We start from the raw sequence: 22103 nt of genomic DNA on the forward strand, positions 1-22103 counted from the left end.
ACTTAATTTTGTATTGTAACTTTATAAACTTGCCATTTATAATTCTAAAAAGATCTCCAAATTTTTAAAAAAGGAATAGATTAGAATAAACTTCGTACTATAATTATGGATTTTTACTCTACAGCATTGGTGAGAAACTTCATACGTTTTTTGATCGAGGATAATCCTACAGATGAAGAAATAGAGAATGTGCCATTAGATATAAAGGAAAAAGTATGTTCATTAAGTGATGAAGAGCTCTTACAATTAGTTAAGGAAACCCAAGAATTTATTTCAGTTGTTAAAAAGGATGAAAAAGAGATAGTTGAAAAAATAAAAAGCATTTGCAATAAATTAGTCTCTGATTAAATGCCAAATCCCATTTCCTTTTGCACATAGTTCATTATTACCGTCAAAACCCTCAACTTCAACATACGCATATCTTTTAGTTTCTCTTACAACCCTAGCTAAAAATGTAAATGGTGGTGTTTTCATTGCCTTTAGAAATACTACATTAAACTCTAAAGTATAAGCCTCCTTTACATCGAGTGTTCTCACAGCATAACTACCAGAGTAGTCCATAGCGGCAAATATGATAGCACCATGAAGCATACCACCAATTCTACTTAATTCTTCTTTATATTCAAAGGAAAGCTTAGCCACACCTCTCTCAACTTTTTCAAACTTAGCACCCATAAACCTAAAGAGAGCCTCATTCTCACTAAGAAGTTTATTTACCTCATCTTCAGTTATCACACCTTAACACCCATAAATCTATAGTAGAATTGCCTAGCAGCACTTATTCTCTGAATATCATTTGTACCTTCATAAGTCTTCAAAATTTGTAGATCTCTCAAAAGCCTCTCTAACCCGGTTGATACTGAAACCCCATAGCCACCATGAACAGTCATTGCCCTCATTACTATTCTTTCAGCTGCTTCAGTAGAATGGAACTTTGCTAAAGAAGCTGCAATAATATATTCTTGCATTCTTCCCCTTTTATAAAGTGTTCCAGCCCAATACGTTAAGAGCCTTGAAGTTTCTAAATCGTCTAAAGATTCAGAAACTTTTTGTTGAACTAATTCAAATTCAGCAAGTTTTTTCTCAAATGCTGTTCTTTGAAGAGAATAGTTGACTAATTTCTCAAATGCTTGTTGAGCTATACCTATAGCTTGTGAAGAAACGATTGTACGTGCATAATCAAAAGATTCTACAGCATATTTAAAGCCCATATCAACTTCTCCAAGTACATTCTCCTCAGGGACTTTTACGTCTTCAAGCATTATTTCAGCTGTATGTGAAGCTTTTAACCCAGTAGTTTCTATTCTGCTAACAGTCTTCACTCCCCATTCTCTCTCAACAATAAATACTGTTATACCTTTCCATTTAGCCTTAGGATCTGGAGGAGAAGTTCTAGCAGTTATTAAATAGTAATCAGCAATATCCCCATTTGTGATAAACATCTTTCTCGCATTTAGAACATAGTGGTCGTTAACTTTTTTTGCAGTAGACTTAATTCCAGCTACATCAGATCCTGCATCTGGTTCAGTATTACAGAAAGCAGCTATTTTTTCACCCTTAGCTGTATCCCTTAAATATCTCTTTTTCAAACTCTCGTTACCCCATTTTAGAATAGCCTGGTTAAACATCCACTGAATAAGGAAGAAAGTTGAGAATGAGGTCCAAATTCTACTTAGTTCCTCAGCAGTAACCAAAAGTGATAAATAATCAGCACCTTGTCCATTATATTCTGTGGGTACATCAAGTCCGTAAAGTCCTAAATCTTTAGCCCTTTCTTTAAGATCTTTAGGAAAATCCCTTTCTACCTCTCCCTTCTCTACGTATTTTCTCACTTCGTTTTCAGCAAACTCCCTTACAGCATTTCTTAATAATTCATGATCTTGAGTTAAATCTATAGTAAAATCCTCTATTGACTTTAAAGGGAATACCATCACATATAAATGCATCTAATAACTAAAAAATGTTAAGCAAATAATATTAATGAGTTAAAATCTTGTATTTTTTGATGAATATAGTAACTTGTTTTAAAATAGTCCCCGACGATACTTTAATTAAAATAGTCGGAGACAAACTAGACTTAAACGTTCCTCCAAAAATTAGTACATATGACAAAAACGCAATTGAAGAAGCTGTTAGGATAAAGGAGAAATATGGAGGAAAAGCGATAGGAGTTACTGCTGGAAATATAGACAGAAAAAGTATTAGAGAAGCACTAGCTATGGGCTTAGATGAAGTAATAGCAATAAACATGAAGGAGCCAGACGTAATGACAACTGCTGAAGCAATAGCTGAAACTATTTCACCAATAAAACCTGATATAATTCTTACAGGAGAAGCTACCACTGATAGTAGTACATCAGTATTTTCCTCCTATCTCGCTTCACTCTTAAATTATCCCGTAGTCACTTATGCTAAGTCAATTACAATTGAAGGTAATAAGGTAAGGGTTGAGAGGAATTTGACAACATTCCAGGAGATTATAGAGACGGATTTACCGGCAATAATTTCCGTTGTAGGTGAGATAAATACTCCTAGAATACCTAGTGTCAAGCAGATACTTGAGTCGTCAAAAAAGCCAGTGAAAAATGTTGATTATGATAAACAGCCAAAGGTAAAAATTGTTAATGTTTCGCCATATGTGATAACTAGGAAAAAGATTGTAATTGAAGGTAAAATGGAAGAAGCTGTAGATAAACTTCTCAATTATTTATCTCAAGAAGGTGTTTTATGATGAAGATTGTAATATATTCTGAAGATATAGATTATATAAAAACAGCTGTCTCATATTTTCCTAACGAACATGTCATAGGGGTAAGTAATAAGACAACCAAAGTTGTAGATGAGTTACATTTACTTGATGATATAAATGAGGAATTTATTGCCAATTATATAGCATCATTGAAACCTGATGTGGTCATTACTGGAAGTACCAAGAGGGATAAGACTGTAGCTGGGGCAGTTGCTGGTTTGTTAAGATACCCAATAATAACTGATGTTATCGATCTCTCTAATAATAAAGCTAAAAGAGTAGTTTATAGTGGAATGGGAATAGCTGAAATTGAGTTTTCTTATCCCGTAGTATTAACAGTAAGTAAGAAAAACGTTGAAGTAAAAGAGAAGGAAAGCAAAATAGTACAAGTTAAAACTGAGATGAAAAGAGTTAGAAGAGTTGAAATTAAGAGCAAAGGAGAGAGCACTGTAGATCTTTCATCTGCACAAATTATTGTATCTGTAGGTAGAGGAATTGGAAGTAAGGAGAATATAAAATATGCTGAAGAATTAGCTAAGGCTTTAGGAGGAGCCTTAGGCGGTAGTAGACCAGTAACTGCAGAACTTGGCTGGTTACCAGAAGATAGGCAAATTGGATTATCTGGAAATAAAGTTAAACCGAAGCTTTATATTGCATTGGGAATTTCTGGCCAACCGCAACATTTAGCTGGGATTAAAGATGCTAAAATTATAGTTGCTGTAAATAAGGATAAATCAGCACCTATTGTTGAAAATGCTGATTATATCATCATAGGTGATGCTATAGAGTTTTGCAAGGTCATGACTGAAAAGGTGAAGAAAAAGTGAGTTTTGATGCTGACGTGATAATTGTAGGGGGAGGATTATCTGGGTTATCTGCTGGAATAACTGCAGTAAAAGAGGGTTTGAACGTTATACTTTTAGAGAGAGGGGAATATAGCGGTGCTAAAAATGTATCTGGAGGAAGAATGTATATTCATGCTCTTCAGAAATTGATACCAGATGCTTTAGAAAGAGCTCCTCTTGAAAGGCCTATCACAAAGGAGACTTATGAATTTTATTGTAAAAATAAGAAGCTAATATTCTCCTTTGAGGAAAAAGGTAAGAAAAATAGTTATAGTGTGTTAAGGGCTAAATTTGATAGATGGTTAGCTAGTGAAGCAGAAAGTTTAGGTTTACTAATATCCTATTCAACATTGGTTACAAATGCATACAGAGAGAATGGTGGAATTACGTTGGAAACTAATAGGGGTACCTTAAGAGCACCATTAGTAATTGATGCTTCTGGAGTAACATCGGTAGTATTTAGATATTTAGGTTTAAGAAACTTCACTCCGGATAAATGGATGCTAGGAGTGAAAGAGATAGTTAAAGCCAACGTTAGCCTATTAGAAGATGAGGGAGAAGCTAGGACAATTGTAGGTTTAATTAGCGGAGTAAAAGGAGGGGGGTTCGTTTACACAAACAAGGATACTCTATCTGTTGGTATGGCTGTAACTTTTGATTCCTTACCAAAATCAGAAGTGCCAGCAAAAGATCTGGTAGAAAGTTTCAGGGAAAAACTTGGTATTGAGGGGGAGATTCTCGAATATTCTGCCCATGCAATACCCTACTACGGTTTTAAGAATTTACAACAGCTATATGCTGATAATTTAATTGCGATTGGTGATTCTGCTGGTTTTTTAATAAATGATGGGTTTACAATAAGAGGAATGGACTTAGCAATAGCATCTGGAATGATAGCTGGGTTAGCAGCTAAAAAAATCGTGGAAATGAAAGACTTCACAAAGACGAATATATATTACGATATGTTAAAAGAAAGTTTTGTACTTAAACATCTAGAGTTGGCTTATAGTAGATTCGAGTTGATAAATAGGGGAACAACTCTTAACAACTACACCGAGATACTTTGCGATTTACTATCAGATATGTTTACAGTTACTGAAGATAGAAAGACCTTAATAGAGTATGCTTTGCTAAAATTAAAAGAGAAAGGAATAAGTTTAACCCAAGCAATAAGAGATATGGTAAGTGCTGTAAAATGATACCCCTACTTAAAAGATTAGGATTAAATAAATACTCAGTAGATCCAAAACCACACATAGAAGTTAATACTGACATATGTATTACTTGCAAAGATAAACCATGTACTGTATCTTGCCCAGCTGGTACTTATGAAGCACAGCCAGATGGAAGAATTATTGCTCACTATGAAAGATGTTTGGAATGTGGAGGAGCATTAGTTATTTGTCCCTTTGGCGCAATAAAATTTAGGTTCCCTGAAGGCGGAATATCATATAATTATGGTTAACTAGTTAAGGCTTTTTTAATTTCCTCTAAAGCTGATGGATTCTCAAGAGCACTTACATCTCCAGTAGGTTTCCCTAATACTACTGCTCTTATTAACCTCCTCATAATCTTAGCATTCCTAGTCTTTGGCAATTCCTTAACAAATATTATATCCTTTGGTGCTAATGCTTTTCCTAACATTCTCTGTGTATAATTTAATAGTTCATCTTTCTTAATCTCCTTATTAGTTACAGCAAAGCATAAAATTTCTTCTCCTTTCATAGGATCTGGGACTCCTACACACGCGCTTTCAACTACACCTTCGTAAGAGTTAATTATTTGCTCAACTTCTGCTGGTCCCACTCTTTTACCTGCAACCTTAATAGTATCATCACTTCTTCCAACAATGTAATAAAATCCATCTTCGTCATAATAGGCTAAATCACCGTGAACCCATACTCCCTCCCACCTACTCCAATAAGTGTTTAGATATCTTTCTTTATCCTTCCAAAAGCCTCTTGTCATTCCTGGCCAAACACTTAATACAACTAACTCTCCCTCAACATTTGCTGGTGCATGTTTTCCATTTTCATCAAATACATCAGCATGAATACCAGGAGAGAAGCCGTTGAAAGCGGTAGGTTTAATTTCATTTATTACATAATTTCCTAATATGCCTCCAGAAATTTCAGTACCTCCAGAGTAGTTAATTATTGGACCTTTAACAGCCTCATATAACCACTTCCAACTTTCATAATCAATTGGCTCACCAGTATTTCCAGCAATTCTAATGTCTAACTTACCTTTTTCAACTTCACTTCTAAAGGCTCTAATTAAACTTGCAGATAAACCCAGTATATCAACCTTCATATCTTCGATAAATTTACTCAACAAGGAGTAAGTAGTATAACCTTCAATCATCCCAATTTTCCCTCTCAACAGTAAGGCAGACAATATCATCCAGGGACCCATCATCCAGCCCAAATCAGTAACCCACATGAGTGTTTCTCCTTTCTTCAAATCAAATTGGAAATACACATCTGCAGAAGCCTTTATTGGAAAACCATCATGAGTATGCAGACACCCTTTAGGTTTTCCAGTAGTTCCACTAGTATAAATTATCATGAAGGGGTCTTCAGTATCTGTTACTTCTAACCCATCGCCAGCAGTAGATACTACTTCTGAATAACTAATTGAATCTTTATCCTTTTTCCCGCCTCTTTCCACAACTACTTTAGTTAGCGTAAGCCCCTCTAAATTTTCAAGTGGATTTATCTCTTTCCCTTTTCTTACAGTCATGTCTGTAGTAAAAATAACTTTCATTCCACTATCTTCTGCTCTAACTCTTATGGGCTCTTTACCAAACCCCGAAAACAAAGGAACTGCAATCATTCCAGCTCTTGCTATTCCTAGAAATATTGGAACTATTTCTGGTATCATTGGCATATAAATTCCTACAGTATCACCTTTCTTTAATCCGAATTTCTTTAACCAGGAAGAAACTGCCTTAGCTTGTTGAAGTACATTAGAATAGGTTATTGTCCTTGAATTCTCCTTCTCATCCATCCATTTTATGAAAACTTCTGAAGAATCTGGAATTTGATCCCCAATATTTAATTTTCCATTAATGAACCACTTTGCCCAGGGCTTTCCTTGAGATAAATCCAAGACTTTATCGTATTTAGAATAAAACTTTAATCCTATCCTTTTTACGAATTTGTCCCAAAATTCCTCAGGCTTTTCATAAGTATAAAAAATAAAGTGTGATAACTTAGAAATATCGTTTTCTAACATAAAAGAATAAACATTACTTTCCTCAATCCAATCCTTTGTAGGTAACCAACTCATTTAACCCTCACTATTAATGGTATTTTGTATTCAAGTATTTCAACTTCTTTTCCAATATTTACTTCACCTTCAACGTAAGCTAGTAAACCACCATGAGTAGCTTCAAATCGTATTAACGCTATTACTTGAGGTTTTTCCAGTTTGTTTCCTTCATCGTCTTTATAAACAACTGTATAAGTGTCTATATATGGTTTTGTAGTAACCTCAACAAAATCATTTTTAACGAAACATTCCTCACAGTAGAGTCTAGCTGGAACGTATATTCTTCCGCATTTAGGGCATTTTCCTCCTATAATTTTCTTATGTTTTAAACCGTTAAAGAATTCTTCACCAGCAACACCTACAGTATAAACGTATTCTTCAGCTTCCATTATTTCGTGCCATGATAATAATTTATCTTCAATACCAATCTTATCCCAACTCATTCTATCACCTTAAAACATTCAATATCGTTTATACTTCCAACTCTTTCTTCTTTCCACACTGCCTTAACTTTCTTACCGAATAAACTCATATTTTTCACATCCTCAAAATCTGCACAGATTCTGTGGAATAAACCTGGGAAAACCCAATCCTTATCTCTTGAAGGAAATAATCTAATTACTCCAACAATTTCAGGTTTCTCTATTCTCTCTCTAGTCCACGAAATAAAACTTGCAACAACAGTTTCGACTATACCTTCATCCTTAACTTCAACCCACTCGTCTGTAGGTCTAAAACAATCGTCACAATACATTCTTGGCGGTACATAAACTCTTCCGCATTTATTACATTTCCTACCAATAATCTTCTTCTCCTTTAAACCCAGCAAAAACTTACTATAGGCTTGCCCAGCACTATAGGCATACTTAGCATTTGGTTTATATACAATTGTATTTACTTTCTTTAAATCTTCTTCTTTTAAGGGAGTCCCGTCCATTTTCTCACCTCTTAATTTCTCATAACTATAACAGTTGAGGCTTGCATTAAATCGCCCCAAGCTTGGGCTAATCCAGTATGTACAGGTTTCTTCACTTGCATCCTTCCAGCAGTTCCTTTCAATTGCCAATATATACTAATAGTCTTCATTAGACCAGCTGCCGCAATAGGATTACCAACACCGAGTAAACCACCTGATGGAGAGCTTGGAATATCTCCATCTATGTCAAACACACCTTCCTTAAGAAGCTTAGGTGCTTCTCCTCTCCTAGCAATCATTAATCCCTCTATATGATGCAATTCTTTATAATCAAAGGGGTCGTAAGGTTCAATCACGTCGATTTCCTTATTTGGTCTTTCAATCCCAGCCATTTTATAAGCCATCCTAGCTGCGTGTTCCAAATATCTAGGATAGGCTAATTCTCTACCGGTCCATTCTGTATTATCTAGTGTCCAACCAACACCTTCAATCCATACGGGAGTATCGGTATATCTACGTGCAACATCTTCACTTACAATAACCATTGCAGCCGCACCATCACTAACTGGACTAGTGTCTAAAAGTTGTACTGGCCAAACCAGAACCTCACTCTTTAAAACATCATCAACTGTAATATTAGCAGCAGCTTGAGCATAAGGATTATTAAGTGCATTCTTTTTGTTTTTAACAGATACTAAAGCTATATCCTCTTTTGTAATTTTATTAACGTACATATATCTATGCATTTCCATCGCAAAGATCCAGATTAGATTGGGATTTAACGGCTTCTCAGTAATCGGATCCCATATATACCTAAACACCGATTGCGGATGAGGTCTTGCAGGGCTCATCTTCTCCTCAGCAACAGCCAAAACTTTCTCACATAAACCACTAGCAACATGATACCAGGCTGTATTAGGAACCATAACTCCAGTAGCACCACCAACAAAGACTCTACTTACCATTTTCCTAACTCCACCAGAACCATGAGCTAAATACTCTCCTTTCATATGTACTCCATCAAAGGCATCTGGTGCACTACCAATTACAACACAATCAATATCTTTTAGCTCCAAACCAGCCTCATCCAAAGCTTTCCTAACCGCTTCCCACGCCAATTCTTGTGGAGTCTCTAGCATTCTCCTTCTAAATAACGTTAATCCGGCACCTATTACAGCTACCCTTCTAAAATATAAATTCGTCTTCATTATCTACTCACCACTCCAACAACACCTGTAAAAGTAGGAATTCCTCTCCAACTTGCTACTACAGCTTTATCAACAACTCCTTGCCTCAAATATTCAACAGCATCTAATAGTAATGATAATCCACTAACTTCTAATGGTCTACCCTTAGCCAGATGACCACCTAAAGGATTAACCTCAATCTTCCCTCCTTTCTCAAACTCACCTTCTCGTAAATCTTTTACAGCGTTATCACTTAAACTTAATCCTTCAACATGCTGAAGCTCTTTATAACTATAAGTATCGTCAACAAAAGCAGCTTTTATTTCCCTTATATTCACTTTTGCCATGTTATAAGCTTCCTTTGAAGCAATTTTCATATATCTTGCCTCTCCCAATTCTGAAAGTTCTATTGTAGAATCAGTAGCAGAGTATATACCATCAATCCATATTGGAGTATCAGTATACTTACGTGCGATCTCTTCACTTGCTAACACAACAACAACTGCTGCATCGACAAAGCGTGAAATATCTAAATCTGTTAAGGGGTATACTGTGTATTCTCTTTCCAATACATCTTCTAAGTTGATATTAGATGCATATGATGCTCTCGGGTTCTTTAAACCATTACGCTTATTCTTTACAACAACTTTAGCAAAGTCTTCTCTTGTTGCGTTTCTTAATTTCATAAACTTTAAAGCCTCTAAGCCGGCGAGAAAATGAATGTTCTTTGCTCCAACCCTATACATTGGGTCAAAGGCGAATTCTATTATATCTCTCATTGTTAGAATATCACTAGGTTTTGCATGAGATTCTACTACAGTTATATTAGCTAACCCAGATTTTATATGCATAACTCCATGAAGGATTCCTTGTAATCCATCACCTGTTACAGTCATTGTAGGTCTCATAGCACCACCAATAGGGTCTGGGGCAAATTCATCGGATATTGCAATTCCTTCCCAAAAGTCTTCTTGGCATGAAATAAAAGTATCTACATCAGTTCTAGGATTTATATTTCCAGCGTCTTCATAAGCTCTAACGGCGGCCTCAAACATCATTTCTCTAAATGACACATCCTTAGTGTTAGGTCTGAAACCATACCAACCTATACCTACTATAGCTACTTTCATAAAAAATCACAATCATTATATCTCTCAAAAACTATTAAGTTTTTCTTATATAGTGAATATTTCATTTTACTTAAATTGATTTAATTATTAATATATTGCTATAATCCTTGATAATTAAAAATTCGACTTCTTAACGTTTATCTTGTGACTTTACGTGAGGGGAGAGAATGTCAAGCAGAAAGGAAAAATTAGAATATTATATCTTAATAATAATAATAAAAATATATTCCATTTTACCAAGAAATAATTAAAGAATTTTAAATGTTAGGAAAAAGAAACTTTCTCTTAGTCATTCATTGAGTATTTTATCTATTCCATGCCTCATCAAAACTTTATTAATAATTGACAATTGGACTTCGTCAGTCCCTTCTCCAATCCTAGTTAATCTAACATCTCTAAATGCTCTTTCAACTTTGCTCCCTTTAGCATATCCTAAACCACCCATAATTTGCAATGCAGTATCTATAATGTTTTCAGCTACATTCGAAGAAACAAATTTCAAAGCTGAAATCTTTCCCTCAATTTCAAATAATTTGTCTAACGGATATTTTGAAATTTCCCTTATCATACTCTTAATAGAGTAAAGGTTAGCCACAGATTTAGCTAAATACCACTGAATACCTTGTTTTTCAATTAATTTAGAATCAAATAATTCTCTTTGCTTACTCCACTGTATTGCCTCCTCAATTGCACAAATGCTTAACCCTATGGCAATTGCTGAAATAGCAATCCTACCAACTAATAAAGCGTATTTTACAACTCTCCAACCACCATTTAACTCACCAACAATGTTCTCTTCTCCAACCTCACAATCGTTTAGCTCTACTTCAGCAGTCCCAGTTCCTCTATTTCCCATTACTTCAATTTTTCTTGTAGTAATACATTTATTTCTAGGAACTAGAAAAACAGTCAGTGTTTTTTCCTTTAATTTTGGATCACCAGTTCTTGCTACTATTAAGAAAATATCAGCATAAAGCCCTTGGGTAGTCCACATTTTTCTACCATTAATAACCCAGCTATCCTTAACTCTTTCTGCCTTTGTCATTATACTTCCAGCATCACTACCGCAGCAAGGCTCGCTTAGACCAAAACCACCAATTAACTCACCTTTTGCAAGTTTATCTAAGATCTCTTTCTGTTCTTTATTTCCAAACATTCTAATTGGTTCAGTAACCAACTCACCTTGAGCATCTTGTATTAGGGCTACAGAACCACTAACTTTTGCTATCTCTTCGATTATATTTACAGTGTCGTATAACGTTAATCCCTCATAAAGCGGTGACAAATAACCAAGCTCACCCATTCTCTTAACTAACTCTCTTGGGTAATAATCCTCTCTATCAACTTTTTCTGCTAATGGTTCGATTTCCCTTTTAACAAACTCTTTTACGGAGGATAAAATTAGTTCGCTCATAATTATAAGTTATCAAAGAAAAATAATAAATCATTGTCATAAAACATAAAAATAAAGTATGAGATAATATTGTATGGAAGTGGAATTTTATAGTTTACAAAAAATTAGAAAACTAAGTGAGGAAGCGATAAAAGACCCAGAAAGCTTTTGGAAGGATAAAATGCATTTGATCTCATGGTTTAAAGAGCCAGAAAAAATAAGGGAAGGAGAACCACCATTTGAGAAATGGTTTGTTAATGGTTATACTAATATTTCTTATAACGCAATTGATAGGCATTTAGATAAATCTGAAAAAGTAGCTTTCTATTGGATAAATGAGAAATTAGATACTAGGAGTATAACTTATAGAGATTTATATTGTGAGGTAAATAGGGCTTCTTACGTTTTAAAAGAACTAGGAGTAAAGAAAGGTGACTCAGTATCTCTTATAATGCCTAGTATTCCAGAGGCAGTCTATATGTCTTTAGCTGTACATAGGCTAGGGGCGACGCTAGTAATACACTATCTAGGTTTAAGTGAGGAGACCTTAACCTATAGGCTAAATGATTGTAATTCTAGGGTTTTAATAGTTGCTAGTAAGGGTTTCAGAAACGGAAATGAAATAAGGATAAAAGATTTTGTGGATAAACTTCTTGATTCCAGAAAAACTCCGATAGAGAAAGTTTTAGTAGTGAAAAGAGGTTATGACGATTTTAATGTTACAAAGAGGGACGTTATATATGAAGAAGTAAGACCTAGGGGTAGAGTTTATGTTGAGCCAATCTGGGTAGAATCTAATGAGCCTTCAACAATTTATTATACTTCTGGAACCACTGGTAGACCTAAAGGCTTATATCACTCTACAGCAGGATATGTAATAGCATTAAATTATGCCTTTAAATCCCTTATGGGTCCTAAGGAGAATGATATATGGTGGACAATATCTGAATTAGGCTGGCCAGTATGGCCTATGGCAAATCTTTACACAATACCATTCATGGGTCTTACTGGAGTACTTTTTGAGGGATATATAGGATATAAACCGGATATGTTCTCCAGAATAATTGAAAGGTTTGGAGTTAATTTAGTATGGAGTTCAACAACAACCTTATATACATTAAAGAGCCTTGGAGAAGAATCAGTTAAATCTGGAGATACTTCAACACTGAGACTCATTTTGAACACTGGAGAACCATTAAATCCTGGTGCATGGAAATGGTTAAGAGATAACATGCCTCATGTTACTATTGCAGATGCTTATTGGATGACTGAACACTTATTCCCAGTTGCTGGAACGCCTTTTGGAATAGGAGAGATTCCTTATAAAGCTGGGTCTGCTGGAATTAGATTCCCAGGTAGTGACTTTAGAGTAGTGGACGATGATGGAAAAGAATTACAAGCAGGCAAAAAGGGATACATTGTGTTAAAGCCTATTAGCCCAGCTTTAGCAAAAATGCACAATGATACTAGCGGAGAAAGGATTATAAAGACCTACTGGTCGAGATTCCCTGGATATTTCTACACTGGTGATTACGGCTATATGGACGAGGATGGATACCTTTATGTTTTAGGAAGAGCTGATGATGTAATAAAGTCTGGCGAAAGAATAGGTACTTTAGAAGTAGAAAGTGTAGTTGTAACACATCCAGCAGTTGCTGAAGCCGCTGTAGTAGGCTACCCAAAGGAAGGAGGAGAAGGAATTTTAGTTTTAGCTGTGGTTAAGAAAGGTTATCCAATGAGTGAGGATTTGGCTAATGATATAAAATCATATCTAAGAAATAGTGGATATATAGTAGATAAAGTATATTTAGTAAGAAGACTACCAAAGACGAAGAGTGGCAAGATAATGAGGAGATTAATAAGAGCACTGGTAAGGAATGAGGAGATTGGTGATATCTCTACTTTAGATGACCCAAGCATATTAGAGGAGTTAAAGAGTATATTAAGTGAGAAAGATTGATAGATTTTCACTTCCATGCTCCCATAAAGGAATTCTTAGATTTTTTAGGTGAATATAAGGAATCAACAATGAAATATTTTAATGCGAAGTTCGATATAAAAAGCTTAAGAGGAAGCCTAGACGAGGCTGAAAGCTTAGGGATAAAGAGAGTTGTTTTATTACCCATAGACTCTACAACCTTTTTAGGAAGAAAAATACCTAATGAAATTGTTTGTAACAACACAGATGATAGAATAATAAGGTTTGTGTCAGTAGATCCTTTAAAACCTAATGCTGAAGAAGAACTAAGACGGCTCATAAAAGAATGCGAACCTCAAGGAGTTAAATTTCATCCACAACTTCAAGGATTTAATCCATTAGATGAAAGAGCATTAAGATTATACTCCGTCTTAGATTCGAATGGTCTTGTAGCTGTTTTTCATACAGGAACTTCTGGAGTAGGTGCTGGTGTAAAATCAAATATTAGACTTGATTACGGCAGACCAATATATTTTGATGAAATAGCAATAAGATTTCCCAGAATGAAGATAATATTAGCACATTTTGGTTGGCCATGGACTGAAGAAGCTATAGCGATAGCACTTCATAAACCCAATATATACTTAGATTTGTCTGGCTGGGTACCTAAATACATACCAGAAGTAGTATGGAAGTATGCAAAAAGATTACAAGATAAACTTATTTTTGGAAGTGATTATCCTCTAATCTCACAGGAGAGATGGTTAAACGAGTTTGATAAATTAAATTTGCCAGGGGATATTAAAGAAAAAATTCTTAAAGAAAATGCGGAAAGAATATTGGAAAAAAGTTAAGAAGGAAGAAAATTTTATCTTAACTCTATAGGTTTAAACTCTCTTTTTTCTGGGCCAATGTATAGTGCTCTAGGTCTAATGAGTCTATGCTGTTCCTCTACATATTCAATTATGTGAGCTAACCACCCTAATACTCTTGATAGAGCGAACAGTGAAGTGAACATATATCTCGGGAAGCCTAAAGCATAAAATACTATACCACTGTAAAAGTCAGTATTAGGATAAATATGCTTACTACCGAATGTATCAACTCCCAATTTCTCTATTCGTTCGGCAATTTCATAATACTTTTTAACATTTTCATTTTTTTCAGCAAAGGATTTAGCCAATGTCTTAAATATTTTTGCTCTAGGATCATAAGTCTTGTATACACGATGCCCGAATCCCATAAGCCTACTTTTCCCTTTTATTATCTTCTCCTCAAACCATTTATCTGCATTTTCGACAGAGCCTATTTCTACAAACTGTTTGAAAGCTTCCTCAGCCGCACCACCATGCAAAGGACCCTTTAGTGCAGCTAATGCTGCAACAATACATGAGTACATATCCGAGAGGGTTGATGAAGCTACTAAGGCAGCAGTTGTTGAGGCTGGAACTTCGTGGTCTGTGTATAAAATTAGTGAAGCATCCATAGCCTTTATCTCTTCTTGAGTAGGCTTTTTACCAAACGTTGCAGCTAAGAAGCTTTCAGCATAGCTTTCTGAGGGCTCTGGGATTTTTGGCTTTAACCCTTCTTTAGCTCTATAAATATTTGCAGTAATTGTTGCAGTTTTTGCAATAATTTGAACAGCTAATTCTTTATTAGTAGTTTTGTTCCATTTTGGATCATATATTGAAGCTAATATGCCAAATGCTGTTTCCATCATTCCTATTGCATCACAACTTCTAGGCATCGAAAATATCGTTGATATAACTTGTTCTGGAACTTCAAAACTTTCATTTATTATACCTTTAACCTGATTTAATTGTTGTCTGTTAGGTAATTCACCGTAAAGCATTAAATGGATTAGCTCCTCATATGAAGCATAATTAACTAAATCGTTAATATCGTATCCTCTATACCTTAATATACCGTTAATACCGTCAATGTAAGTTAATCCAGTAGTTTTTATAATTACATTTTCCAGTCCTCTACTTACTTCTACGCTCATTAATCACCACCTATCCATTCTTCTACTTTATCTACGTTTGAAAGTATAGATAAAATATGTTTTTCTCCTATGATATCTCTTATTGATACAACACCAATAGGTTTACCAGATTTGTTAACTACAATAAGATGTCTAATACAATGCTTACTCATTAACTCAGCTGCAACGTTAATTGGTGAGTCTTCATCTATAGTAATTAGATTTTTAGTTGTACCTAACTCTTCAACTGGTTTGTTTAAATCCTCATCTCTTGCAACAGCCCTAAGTAAATCTCTTTCAGTAAAAATTCCGATAAGTTTATCACCATCAAATATTAAGATTGAACCAACGTTTTCCTTAGCCATTATCTTAACAGCATCTCTAGCACTAGTCCCTTTTTGCACCTTAATTATCGGTTTATTTATTAGTAATTTGATTTTATTCGGCGTCATAATTTTTATATCTCTTTCGTAAACTATAAATCTTTCGCAAGTTGCTTATCTAAATTCTCATAAAAGTAATAATTAATAATTTCATATTGCTCCTTCCTAGTCATCATCTTATCCATCAATGATTTTTGAGATCCTTCTTTAAGAAGTACCTCTAACGCTTCTTTCATGGCTTTTGCTGCAACTCTGAAAATAGTCACTGGAAAGATAACATACTTATACCCCATTTCTTTAAACTCATTAGCAGTTATTAACGGCGTTTTACCAAACTCTGTCATATTAGCCAATAGTGGTGCTTTAACTTCCTTAGCAAATTTGGCGAATTCTTCTTTGCTTTCCAATGCTTCTGGAAAAATTATATCAGCACCAGCTTCTAAATACATATTAGCTCTCTCAATAGCATCTTCAAGACCATTTACCGCTCTTGCGTCAGTTCTAGCAATTATTAACATATCTTTTCTGGCCTTTAGTGCCGATTTTATTTTAGCAACCATATCTTTAGGACTCACAACTTCTTTACCTTCTAGATGACCACATTTCTTTGGAAGAACTTGATCCTCAATTTGAATAGCATTGGCACCAGCTTTTTCCAAAACTTTCACAGCCCTATATACATTTATAACTTCTCCAAAGCCAGTATCAGCATCAACAATAATTGGAATATCAGTGACTTCCCTAATTCTTCTGACCATTTCTGCTACTTCATCTAACGTTATTATTCCAAGATCTGGTAAGCCGTATGAGGACGTTAAAGCTCCTCCAGACAAATACACTGCTTTGAATCCAACTTTTTCAGCTAGTAATGCTGTAAAAGGATTAAATACGCCCGGAATAATTAGGAAATCAGACTTTCGTAAGATTTCTGACAAAATCCTTCACCTTCATATTATCTATTTCCCAAATGAGCTTAATTTGACTTTCTGAAAGACCTAAAAGCTTAGCTTTTTCTTCAATTTCCTCATCACTCATAGGATTTGCTGAATGCCCTCTAGGAACTCTTACTTCACTTTCATAAGTACCCTTATCTGTAATGACAATAACTCTAGTAGGTAGTTCTTTAGGATAAACAGAAGTATAATCATCCCTCTCTACGACCTCAATCTTTTTCATTAAGCTAACTACTTTAGGGTCTCCAATTAAGTTATACGAATCCAACCAGAAACGCTTTGTAAGTAAAGTAACTGCCGTAATAAATGGTAAACTGTGATCAGCAGTTTCTTTATTTCTAGGATTCCATTTATCCTCACTATCAGCCAATATTGTCTTACCAGCTTCATAAGTTTCTACAATTACTTTCTTTATTTCACCTTCATAGTCTAGTTTCAATACCGCTTCTACAGTGGCTTCAGCATGGTATTCAACTGGGTATTTTTTAATGAAAGTCTTAAGAATAGACCCACTCTTAATATTTTCGAAAGTTGATAAATCAAAATCCTTAGCTATGATATTAAAGAATCCAAAAACTCCAGAAAACGGTTTGTCTGGTGCAGTAAATCCGTTTTTAGCTAAAAGAGTCGCAAATACTGAATTCCTTACAGCCTCAGCCGTAGCTCCAGCTTTCCACATTGATAATTTACCTGATCTAGATTCCCTAAGCGCAATATGAGGAACAAGCGTTAAAGATATTGCATTCTTAGTCTTCTCTATATCAAGACTAAGGAGACGAGAAAGTGCTGAAGTAGAAGCTATTTGAAGGAAATTAACGTGATCATATCCCTTTTTTCTTAGACTTGTACTATCACAGAGCCTCACACCAATTTCATAACCCACGATGATACTCTTTAATAGTTCTTCACCAGAGATATCAAACACGCTACCTACAGATAATAGACCTCCTATCATATCACTTGGATGTAAAGGCTCTTTACTCAAATACGTGTCATTAAAGTCTAAATAACGTATAAGTAAGGTATTATAAAATGATGCAAAATCTATAGTGGCTTCTCCTCCACTTAAAAGAGGAGAATTTCCAGAGAAGAGATTTGACATTTCTCTCAAAATTTTTGCAGGTGGTGAATTAGTTGATGCCAGAGCTACGGCAATACTGTCAAGCAATCTTCTTTTAGCCTCATGAAGCATTTCATCTGAAAAATCCTCAGCTGAGACCACGTATTCGGCTATTTTATCTGAAAGTTCCATAACTTTCTTTTTGAAACTACCAATATAAACTTTTTGAGATAAATTTAAATAATCTAATAGAGAATTTTAAACATGATAAACATGACAAAGATAGCTTTTATAGGAGTTGGAAAGATAGGTCAGACAATCGCCTTTAATACTATAATGGATGGTTACGCTGATGAGGTCATGATCTATGATATTATCCCAGAATTACCGGAAAAATTTGAACATGAACTTAGACATGCTCTTGCATCTAAAAGACTTAAAGTTGAACTTTTATCTACAAACAACTTAGACGATGTTGCTGGTGCTGATATTGTAGTTATTACTGCTGGTAAACCAAGAAAACCTGGTATGAGTAGAAGAGATCTGTTTGTAGATAATGCTAAAATAATGATGGATCTAGCTAACAAATTACCTAAGAAGAATCATGGAGCCGTTTATATTATGGTTTCTAACCCGGTAGACATGATGGCTTCTGTATTCGCAAGATATTCTAAGGAATTCGTAATTAGTACTGGAGACCAAGTAGAGACAATGAGGTTAAGAGCATATATAGCTAAAAAACTAAAGATACCAGTTTATAGAGTTAATGGGTTTGTAGGTGGAGAGCATGGTGAAGATGCTGTAGTATTATGGAGTACTGTAACAGTTAATGGAAAACCATTCTCAGAGGATTTAGGAGTTACAAAGGCAGAGGTTGAAGATTATGTAAAGAAGATCCCAGGAGAGATAATTAGAGTTATGGGAGGTACTACATGGGGTCCTGGGACTATTATAGCTGAATTAATAAGAGCAGTAGCACTCAATGAGAATAAAGTTATGTCAATAGCTACTCCAAGACAATTTGAAGACGAAATAATTCACGTTAGTGTGCCAACAGTAGTTGGAAGTTCAATTGGTCCTTCATTAGAAAACTTATTAGATGAAAAGGACAGATGGAATTTAATGGCTTCAATGAAAGACTTCTATAATGTATATAAGGAGAATTTGAAACACCTAGAAACTTCTATCCAAGCACAGTAAAATCTATTATAAGCTCATCACCTAATTTTTCTTGTGAAAATACTACTTGTTGATTACGATAATACGCTTTTCAACACCAATGAATGTGTAAAAGCATCAGCAAAGGAGTTATGGGGAATTGAAGCTGATAGTGAAGAGATTAGAAAAATAAAAAGAGAGGGAAAAAGTGCTGTTTATTCTCTAGCATATACAAAGTATAGTCACTTGGCAAAACCTAATCTTAAGATGATTAATTATATAAAAGATAGGATTAAAGAAGGTGATCTGGTTTTTGTATTAACAGCTAGACATTGCTCTGTTAGACCTTATGCCGATTTCTCTCTATTATCTCACGGGGTAATAGTTAGTGGAATTATTTGTAGAAACGATGAAGAGATGAGGTTAAAAGATGAAGAATGGAAAGCAAAAATCATATCTTTATTTAAGGGTGAAATTGAGGTTTACGATGATAAAGAAGAAAATCTAATCTATTTTAGTAAACTGTTTAAGAACATAAAATATTTTCTAGTAAAGGAAGACGAAATTATACCATATAATATATAGTCATATATAGTTCTATGTTGTCTAATTAGGTAAGTCTTAAAATCTTATTGGATACTATAACTATATGAAATTTATTTTAGTGACTTCAGCCTTAATGACTCTTTTATCTCTTTTAATAAGCCCAAATTTCGTGTATCTACCATTAATACCACTTATCCTATATCTACATAGAATCAAAGTAAAACCATATATGACAGCAATATTGTTACTCCTCAGTTTACCGCTAGATAATATGATCATATACGGAACAGTTTTAGAGTTAGTGCTAATTTCAGGGTGATAAAATGAATCTTCTAGATACAATAATAATCGGAATTGTACAAGGAATTTCAGAATGGTTACCTATAAGTAGTAAAACACAAGTATTGATATCATCACATTACCTATTAAATTTACCAATAGCAATAGCTTACTCTTTCGGATTGTTTATGGAAATGGGATCTATAGGCTCTGCCACCATCTATTTTAGAAAAGATATAATGAGTGTATTTAGAGATAGAAAACTACTGCTTTATCTTGCGATAATAACTATAATAACAGGGCTAGTTGGAGTACCCCTATATATAATCTCCGATAAACTATTGAAGAACGCATATGATCCTTCGATTCCAATGATAATTCTAGGAATAGCACTAATCGTAGACGGTTTATATATAAGATATTCAAGGATTAAAATTAGAAATTTTAAAGACTTAAGTTTAAAAAATATAATACTTATCGGAATAGCACAGGGATTAGCGGCATTACCAGGTGTAAGCAGGTCTGGAATGACAGTATCAACAATGTTATTTCTAGGAATCAAACCTGACGATGCTTTCAGATACTCATATCTGGCTTATATCCCAGCAGCAGTAGGTGCAGTAGGAACAACAATATTATTCTCTAAAACTAACATATCTTACGTTATATCTTTAATTGGCATAGGAGGAGTATTAATTTCAGTTATATCAGCATTTATCATAGGAATGCTAACAATAGATCTACTATTAAGATTTGCTAAGAGAAGAAATATTTATATAATAGATTTTACCTTAGGGGGAATAGCAATAGCGGTAAGCGTTTTAACTCTACTCCTATGATTTTCTTACTAAAAAAGATTGAATAGAATATTATTTCAACTTTTAATTCAATCGATGAAAATATATTTAATAAGCCTTGGGAGCTGAGGTTTTCTAAGAATTTATTGACCGTCATAAAAATCCTTAATAATTTAGTAAGGGAGAATTTGTTAGATAATATGTTTTCTTACACTGAGATATTCAGCGATAAAGAGAGATTTATCCCAGAATTATTATATGGTAGGGAAGACGCTCTGAGAAAGCTAGTTGATTTAGTTTCTAAGCAAGATCTTACATTGTTCTTCATAAAAGGACCTAGAAGGAGTGGTAAATCTAGTCTATTACTTACGCTATTAAAGATTTTAAGCAATGGTGAATACAAGCAGAAATTCAATGTTAAAGATAACTGGATCCCTATAATGGTAAAGTTAGATGCCGTGACTAATCCCCTTTCTTTGTCTAATTTGCTATTGAGAAGAGGATTAACTAATTATACTTTAAAAAGGTTAAACGTTAAAAAAATACCAACTTATGCTAAAGTATTTAGTGAAAAGATTGAGGAACAACTTACAGTAGGAAGAACTCTAGGTGGCGGAATCTCACTAGGAAATATTGGAGCTTCTGTTAGTAAAGGAAAGAACTTTGCATTTCCTTACTCAATTGATTTATCACTAGTTACCGATATTTTATACGAGTCTGCTGAGGGTTCTAAGATAATTATTATGTTTGATGAGTTACAGTATATTTATGAGAACTGGAAAGATAATAAGTCAATTTTCTTGCAATTTTTAAAGAAGATTTCTGACGAATATTATGATAGGATAAAAGTGGTTATGACAGGATCAGTAATCAGACCTGCAGAATTGTTACTGAGTAAAGAGTATACTGAAGAGCTTCACGGTAGACATATCGAAGAGTATAATATAGGAGAGATTTCTTTCGATGATGCAGAAAAGATGCTTATGGATGGTTTTACTTCGGCTAATGTAAATTATAACGATTATATACTTTCATCAGCCCTCAATTTGACCTTTAGGATACCCGGATGGTTAGCTTACTTCGGTAAATATTACGTTGAAACAGGAAAGCTCTTAGAAGCGATTAATAAAAGTTATGAGGAAATGGGATCTCTAGTAAGAGAAGAGTTAGGAAAACTAAAAAGGATAAAAAAAAGAGAATATTACGATACTGCGGTAAATATGTTAGCGAAAAAAGGAATCCTTACACCTTTAGAACTTTCTAAGCAACTTAACATAAGTGCTCATGAAGCAGAAATTATTTTAAATAATCTAAATTATATCGATTTCATAAACGAAAAAGGCGAGCTCAAAGACTATACTATTGAATCATTAAGGAATGATTTTGAAGAAATGATTTGTCCTATATGCAATTCTGGAAGAGCATTAATTTTGAAAGGATTACATTATTTTGTGAGATTTTCTTGCAAACATGTAGTTAAATTGTAACTTTTTAACGTGATTCTTTAAGGACTTTAAGTGTAAAAGTGAATT

24 protein-coding genes are annotated in these 22103 nt (G+C 34.3%); 12 read left to right on the forward strand and 12 right to left on the reverse strand.

Annotated elements, in window-relative coordinates; genetic code table 11:
• Nucleotides 1–105: 105 nt before the first annotated feature.
• Nucleotides 106–348, forward strand: coding sequence for a hypothetical protein (locus D1869_RS10095; RefSeq protein ID WP_156014991.1), 243 nt, complete (start codon nucleotides 106–108; stop codon nucleotides 346–348).
• Here D1869_RS10095 and D1869_RS10100 read toward each other — a convergent pair.
• A complete protein-coding gene (locus D1869_RS10100) occupies nucleotides 334–735 on the reverse strand; it encodes a PaaI family thioesterase (RefSeq protein ID WP_156014992.1) in 402 nt (133 codons plus the stop codon). The two genes, D1869_RS10095 and D1869_RS10100, sit on opposite strands and share 15 nt — an antisense overlap.
• The gene (locus D1869_RS10105) at nucleotides 732–1931 is read right to left on the reverse strand and encodes an acyl-CoA dehydrogenase family protein (protein WP_156014993.1); all 1200 of its coding nucleotides are present in this window, start codon (nucleotides 1929–1931) and stop codon (nucleotides 732–734) included. Before D1869_RS10105 ends, D1869_RS10100 begins: the two co-directional genes overlap by 4 nt.
• A 74-nt stretch (nucleotides 1932–2005) precedes the next feature.
• Between D1869_RS10105 and D1869_RS10110 the strand changes: the two genes are divergently transcribed.
• Genes D1869_RS10110 through D1869_RS10125 form a run of 4 tightly spaced genes read left to right on the forward strand, consistent with a single transcriptional unit; the run spans nucleotide 2006 to nucleotide 5059 of the window.
• Nucleotides 2006–2731: an electron transfer flavoprotein subunit beta/FixA family protein gene (locus D1869_RS10110; RefSeq protein ID WP_156014994.1), complete on the forward strand. Its 726-nt coding sequence runs from the start codon at nucleotides 2006–2008 to the stop codon at nucleotides 2729–2731.
• Nucleotides 2731–3576 carry an electron transfer flavoprotein subunit alpha/FixB family protein gene (locus D1869_RS10115; RefSeq protein WP_156014995.1) on the forward strand — a complete coding sequence of 282 codons (846 nt, stop codon included), beginning with the start codon at nucleotides 2731–2733 and terminating at the stop codon, nucleotides 3574–3576. The genes D1869_RS10110 and D1869_RS10115 overlap by 1 nt, the downstream gene beginning before the upstream one ends.
• Nucleotides 3573–4793: an FAD-dependent oxidoreductase gene (locus D1869_RS10120; RefSeq protein WP_156014996.1), complete on the forward strand. Its 1221-nt coding sequence runs from the start codon at nucleotides 3573–3575 to the stop codon at nucleotides 4791–4793. The genes D1869_RS10115 and D1869_RS10120 overlap by 4 nt, the downstream gene beginning before the upstream one ends.
• Entirely contained in the window at nucleotides 4790–5059 is a 270-nt protein-coding gene (locus D1869_RS10125) for a ferredoxin family protein (protein ID WP_010979864.1), read from the forward strand. The genes D1869_RS10120 and D1869_RS10125 overlap by 4 nt, the downstream gene beginning before the upstream one ends.
• Here the strand turns inward: D1869_RS10125 and D1869_RS10130 are convergent.
• From D1869_RS10130 to D1869_RS10155, 6 genes are all read right to left on the reverse strand, one after another.
• The gene (locus D1869_RS10130) at nucleotides 5056–6885 is read right to left on the reverse strand and encodes an AMP-binding protein (RefSeq protein ID WP_156014997.1); all 1830 of its coding nucleotides are present in this window, start codon (nucleotides 6883–6885) and stop codon (nucleotides 5056–5058) included. The two genes, D1869_RS10125 and D1869_RS10130, sit on opposite strands and share 4 nt — an antisense overlap.
• Nucleotides 6882–7310 carry a Zn-ribbon domain-containing OB-fold protein gene (locus D1869_RS10135; RefSeq protein WP_156014998.1) on the reverse strand — a complete coding sequence of 143 codons (429 nt, stop codon included), beginning with the start codon at nucleotides 7308–7310 and terminating at the stop codon, nucleotides 6882–6884. The genes D1869_RS10130 and D1869_RS10135 overlap by 4 nt, the downstream gene beginning before the upstream one ends.
• Nucleotides 7307–7804: a Zn-ribbon domain-containing OB-fold protein gene (locus D1869_RS10140; protein WP_156014999.1), complete on the reverse strand. Its 498-nt coding sequence runs from the start codon at nucleotides 7802–7804 to the stop codon at nucleotides 7307–7309. Before D1869_RS10140 ends, D1869_RS10135 begins: the two co-directional genes overlap by 4 nt.
• 11 nt (nucleotides 7805–7815) lie before the next feature.
• On the reverse strand, nucleotides 7816–8991 hold the full coding sequence (locus D1869_RS10145) for a thiolase domain-containing protein (RefSeq protein WP_156015000.1): 1176 nt from the start codon (nucleotides 8989–8991) through the stop codon (nucleotides 7816–7818).
• Complete coding sequence (locus D1869_RS10150) at nucleotides 8991–10100, reverse strand: thiolase domain-containing protein (protein WP_156015001.1); 1110 nt, start codon at nucleotides 10098–10100, stop codon at nucleotides 8991–8993. Before D1869_RS10150 ends, D1869_RS10145 begins: the two co-directional genes overlap by 1 nt.
• Nucleotides 10101–10389: 289 nt before the next feature.
• Nucleotides 10390–11520: an acyl-CoA dehydrogenase family protein gene (locus tag D1869_RS10155; RefSeq protein ID WP_184651009.1), complete on the reverse strand. Its 1131-nt coding sequence runs from the start codon at nucleotides 11518–11520 to the stop codon at nucleotides 10390–10392.
• 67 nt (nucleotides 11521–11587) lie between these two features.
• Here D1869_RS10155 and D1869_RS10160 point away from each other — a divergent pair, with 67 nt between their 5' ends.
• Nucleotides 11588–13453 (forward strand): AMP-binding protein, encoded by a 1866-nt coding sequence (locus D1869_RS10160; RefSeq protein ID WP_156015003.1) that lies wholly within the window; start codon nucleotides 11588–11590, stop codon nucleotides 13451–13453.
• Nucleotides 13450–14265, forward strand: coding sequence for an amidohydrolase family protein (locus D1869_RS10165; RefSeq protein WP_156015004.1), 816 nt, complete (start codon nucleotides 13450–13452; stop codon nucleotides 14263–14265). The genes D1869_RS10160 and D1869_RS10165 overlap by 4 nt, the downstream gene beginning before the upstream one ends.
• 14 nt (nucleotides 14266–14279) lie before the next feature.
• Here D1869_RS10165 and gltA read toward each other — a convergent pair whose 3' ends face one another.
• Genes gltA through D1869_RS10185 form a run of 4 tightly spaced genes read right to left on the reverse strand, consistent with a single transcriptional unit; the run spans nucleotide 14280 to nucleotide 17983 of the window.
• A complete protein-coding gene (gene gltA, locus D1869_RS10170) occupies nucleotides 14280–15416 on the reverse strand; it encodes a citrate synthase (protein WP_156015005.1) in 1137 nt (378 codons plus the stop codon).
• Nucleotides 15416–15847, reverse strand: a complete 432-nt coding sequence (locus tag D1869_RS10175) for a CBS domain-containing protein (RefSeq protein WP_156015006.1) — start codon at nucleotides 15845–15847, stop codon at nucleotides 15416–15418. Before D1869_RS10175 ends, gltA begins: the two co-directional genes overlap by 1 nt.
• A gap of 23 nt (nucleotides 15848–15870) precedes the next feature.
• The gene (gene prpB / locus D1869_RS10180) at nucleotides 15871–16713 is read right to left on the reverse strand and encodes a methylisocitrate lyase (RefSeq protein ID WP_156015007.1); all 843 of its coding nucleotides are present in this window, start codon (nucleotides 16711–16713) and stop codon (nucleotides 15871–15873) included.
• Nucleotides 16688–17983: an MmgE/PrpD family protein gene (locus D1869_RS10185; protein WP_156015008.1), complete on the reverse strand. Its 1296-nt coding sequence runs from the start codon at nucleotides 17981–17983 to the stop codon at nucleotides 16688–16690. The genes prpB and D1869_RS10185 overlap by 26 nt, the downstream gene beginning before the upstream one ends.
• An 81-nt stretch (nucleotides 17984–18064) precedes the next feature.
• Here D1869_RS10185 and D1869_RS10190 point away from each other — a divergent pair, with 81 nt between their 5' ends.
• From D1869_RS10190 to D1869_RS10210, 5 genes are all read left to right on the forward strand, one after another.
• Complete coding sequence (locus D1869_RS10190) at nucleotides 18065–18991, forward strand: lactate/malate dehydrogenase family protein (RefSeq protein WP_156015950.1); 927 nt, start codon at nucleotides 18065–18067, stop codon at nucleotides 18989–18991.
• A gap of 33 nt (nucleotides 18992–19024) precedes the next feature.
• Nucleotides 19025–19534, forward strand: coding sequence for a hypothetical protein (locus tag D1869_RS10195; RefSeq protein ID WP_156015009.1), 510 nt, complete (start codon nucleotides 19025–19027; stop codon nucleotides 19532–19534).
• A 64-nt stretch (nucleotides 19535–19598) separates the two neighbouring features.
• Nucleotides 19599–19814 carry a hypothetical protein gene (locus D1869_RS10200; RefSeq protein ID WP_156015010.1) on the forward strand — a complete coding sequence of 72 codons (216 nt, stop codon included), beginning with the start codon at nucleotides 19599–19601 and terminating at the stop codon, nucleotides 19812–19814.
• Nucleotides 19815–19818: 4 nt separating this feature from the next.
• Nucleotides 19819–20613 (forward strand): undecaprenyl-diphosphate phosphatase, encoded by a 795-nt coding sequence (locus D1869_RS10205; protein ID WP_156015011.1) that lies wholly within the window; start codon nucleotides 19819–19821, stop codon nucleotides 20611–20613.
• Between the two features lie 104 nt (nucleotides 20614–20717).
• Complete coding sequence (locus D1869_RS10210; protein WP_156015012.1) at nucleotides 20718–22058, forward strand: ATP-binding protein; 1341 nt, start codon at nucleotides 20718–20720, stop codon at nucleotides 22056–22058.
• Nucleotides 22059–22103 lie beyond the last annotated feature (45 nt).

Source organism: Sulfurisphaera ohwakuensis (genome assembly GCF_009729055.1).
Lineage (GTDB): Archaea > Thermoproteota > Thermoprotei_A > Sulfolobales > Sulfolobaceae > Sulfurisphaera > Sulfurisphaera ohwakuensis.

Bases quoted from the DNA above. Each gene is read 5' to 3' on its own strand.
- D1869_RS10160 (WP_156015003.1), top strand. From the start codon at position 11,588: ATGGAAGTGGAATTTTATAGTTTACAAAAAATTAGAAAACTAAGTGAG.
- D1869_RS10200 (WP_156015010.1), top strand. From the start codon at position 19,599: ATGAAATTTATTTTAGTGACTTCAGCCTTAATGACTCTTTTATCTCTT.
- D1869_RS10190 (WP_156015950.1), top strand. From the start codon at position 18,065: ATGACAAAGATAGCTTTTATAGGAGTTGGAAAGATAGGTCAGACAATC.
- D1869_RS10130 (WP_156014997.1), bottom strand. From the start codon at position 6,885: ATGAGTTGGTTACCTACAAAGGATTGGATTGAGGAAAGTAATGTTTAT.
- D1869_RS10095 (WP_156014991.1), top strand. From the start codon at position 106: ATGGATTTTTACTCTACAGCATTGGTGAGAAACTTCATACGTTTTTTG.
- D1869_RS10140 (WP_156014999.1), bottom strand. From the start codon at position 7,804: ATGGACGGGACTCCCTTAAAAGAAGAAGATTTAAAGAAAGTAAATACA.
- D1869_RS10205 (WP_156015011.1), top strand. From the start codon at position 19,819: ATGAATCTTCTAGATACAATAATAATCGGAATTGTACAAGGAATTTCA.
- D1869_RS10175 (WP_156015006.1), bottom strand. From the start codon at position 15,847: ATGACGCCGAATAAAATCAAATTACTAATAAATAAACCGATAATTAAG.
- D1869_RS10145 (WP_156015000.1), bottom strand. From the start codon at position 8,991: ATGAAGACGAATTTATATTTTAGAAGGGTAGCTGTAATAGGTGCCGGA.
- D1869_RS10135 (WP_156014998.1), bottom strand. From the start codon at position 7,310: ATGAGTTGGGATAAGATTGGTATTGAAGATAAATTATTATCATGGCAC.
- D1869_RS10125 (WP_010979864.1), top strand. From the start codon at position 4,790: ATGATACCCCTACTTAAAAGATTAGGATTAAATAAATACTCAGTAGAT.
- D1869_RS10105 (WP_156014993.1), bottom strand. From the start codon at position 1,931: ATGGTATTCCCTTTAAAGTCAATAGAGGATTTTACTATAGATTTAACT.
- D1869_RS10150 (WP_156015001.1), bottom strand. From the start codon at position 10,100: ATGAAAGTAGCTATAGTAGGTATAGGTTGGTATGGTTTCAGACCTAAC.
- D1869_RS10185 (WP_156015008.1), bottom strand. From the start codon at position 17,983: ATGGAACTTTCAGATAAAATAGCCGAATACGTGGTCTCAGCTGAGGAT.
- D1869_RS10115 (WP_156014995.1), top strand. From the start codon at position 2,731: ATGAAGATTGTAATATATTCTGAAGATATAGATTATATAAAAACAGCT.
- gltA (WP_156015005.1), bottom strand. From the start codon at position 15,416: ATGAGCGTAGAAGTAAGTAGAGGACTGGAAAATGTAATTATAAAAACT.
- D1869_RS10110 (WP_156014994.1), top strand. From the start codon at position 2,006: ATGAATATAGTAACTTGTTTTAAAATAGTCCCCGACGATACTTTAATT.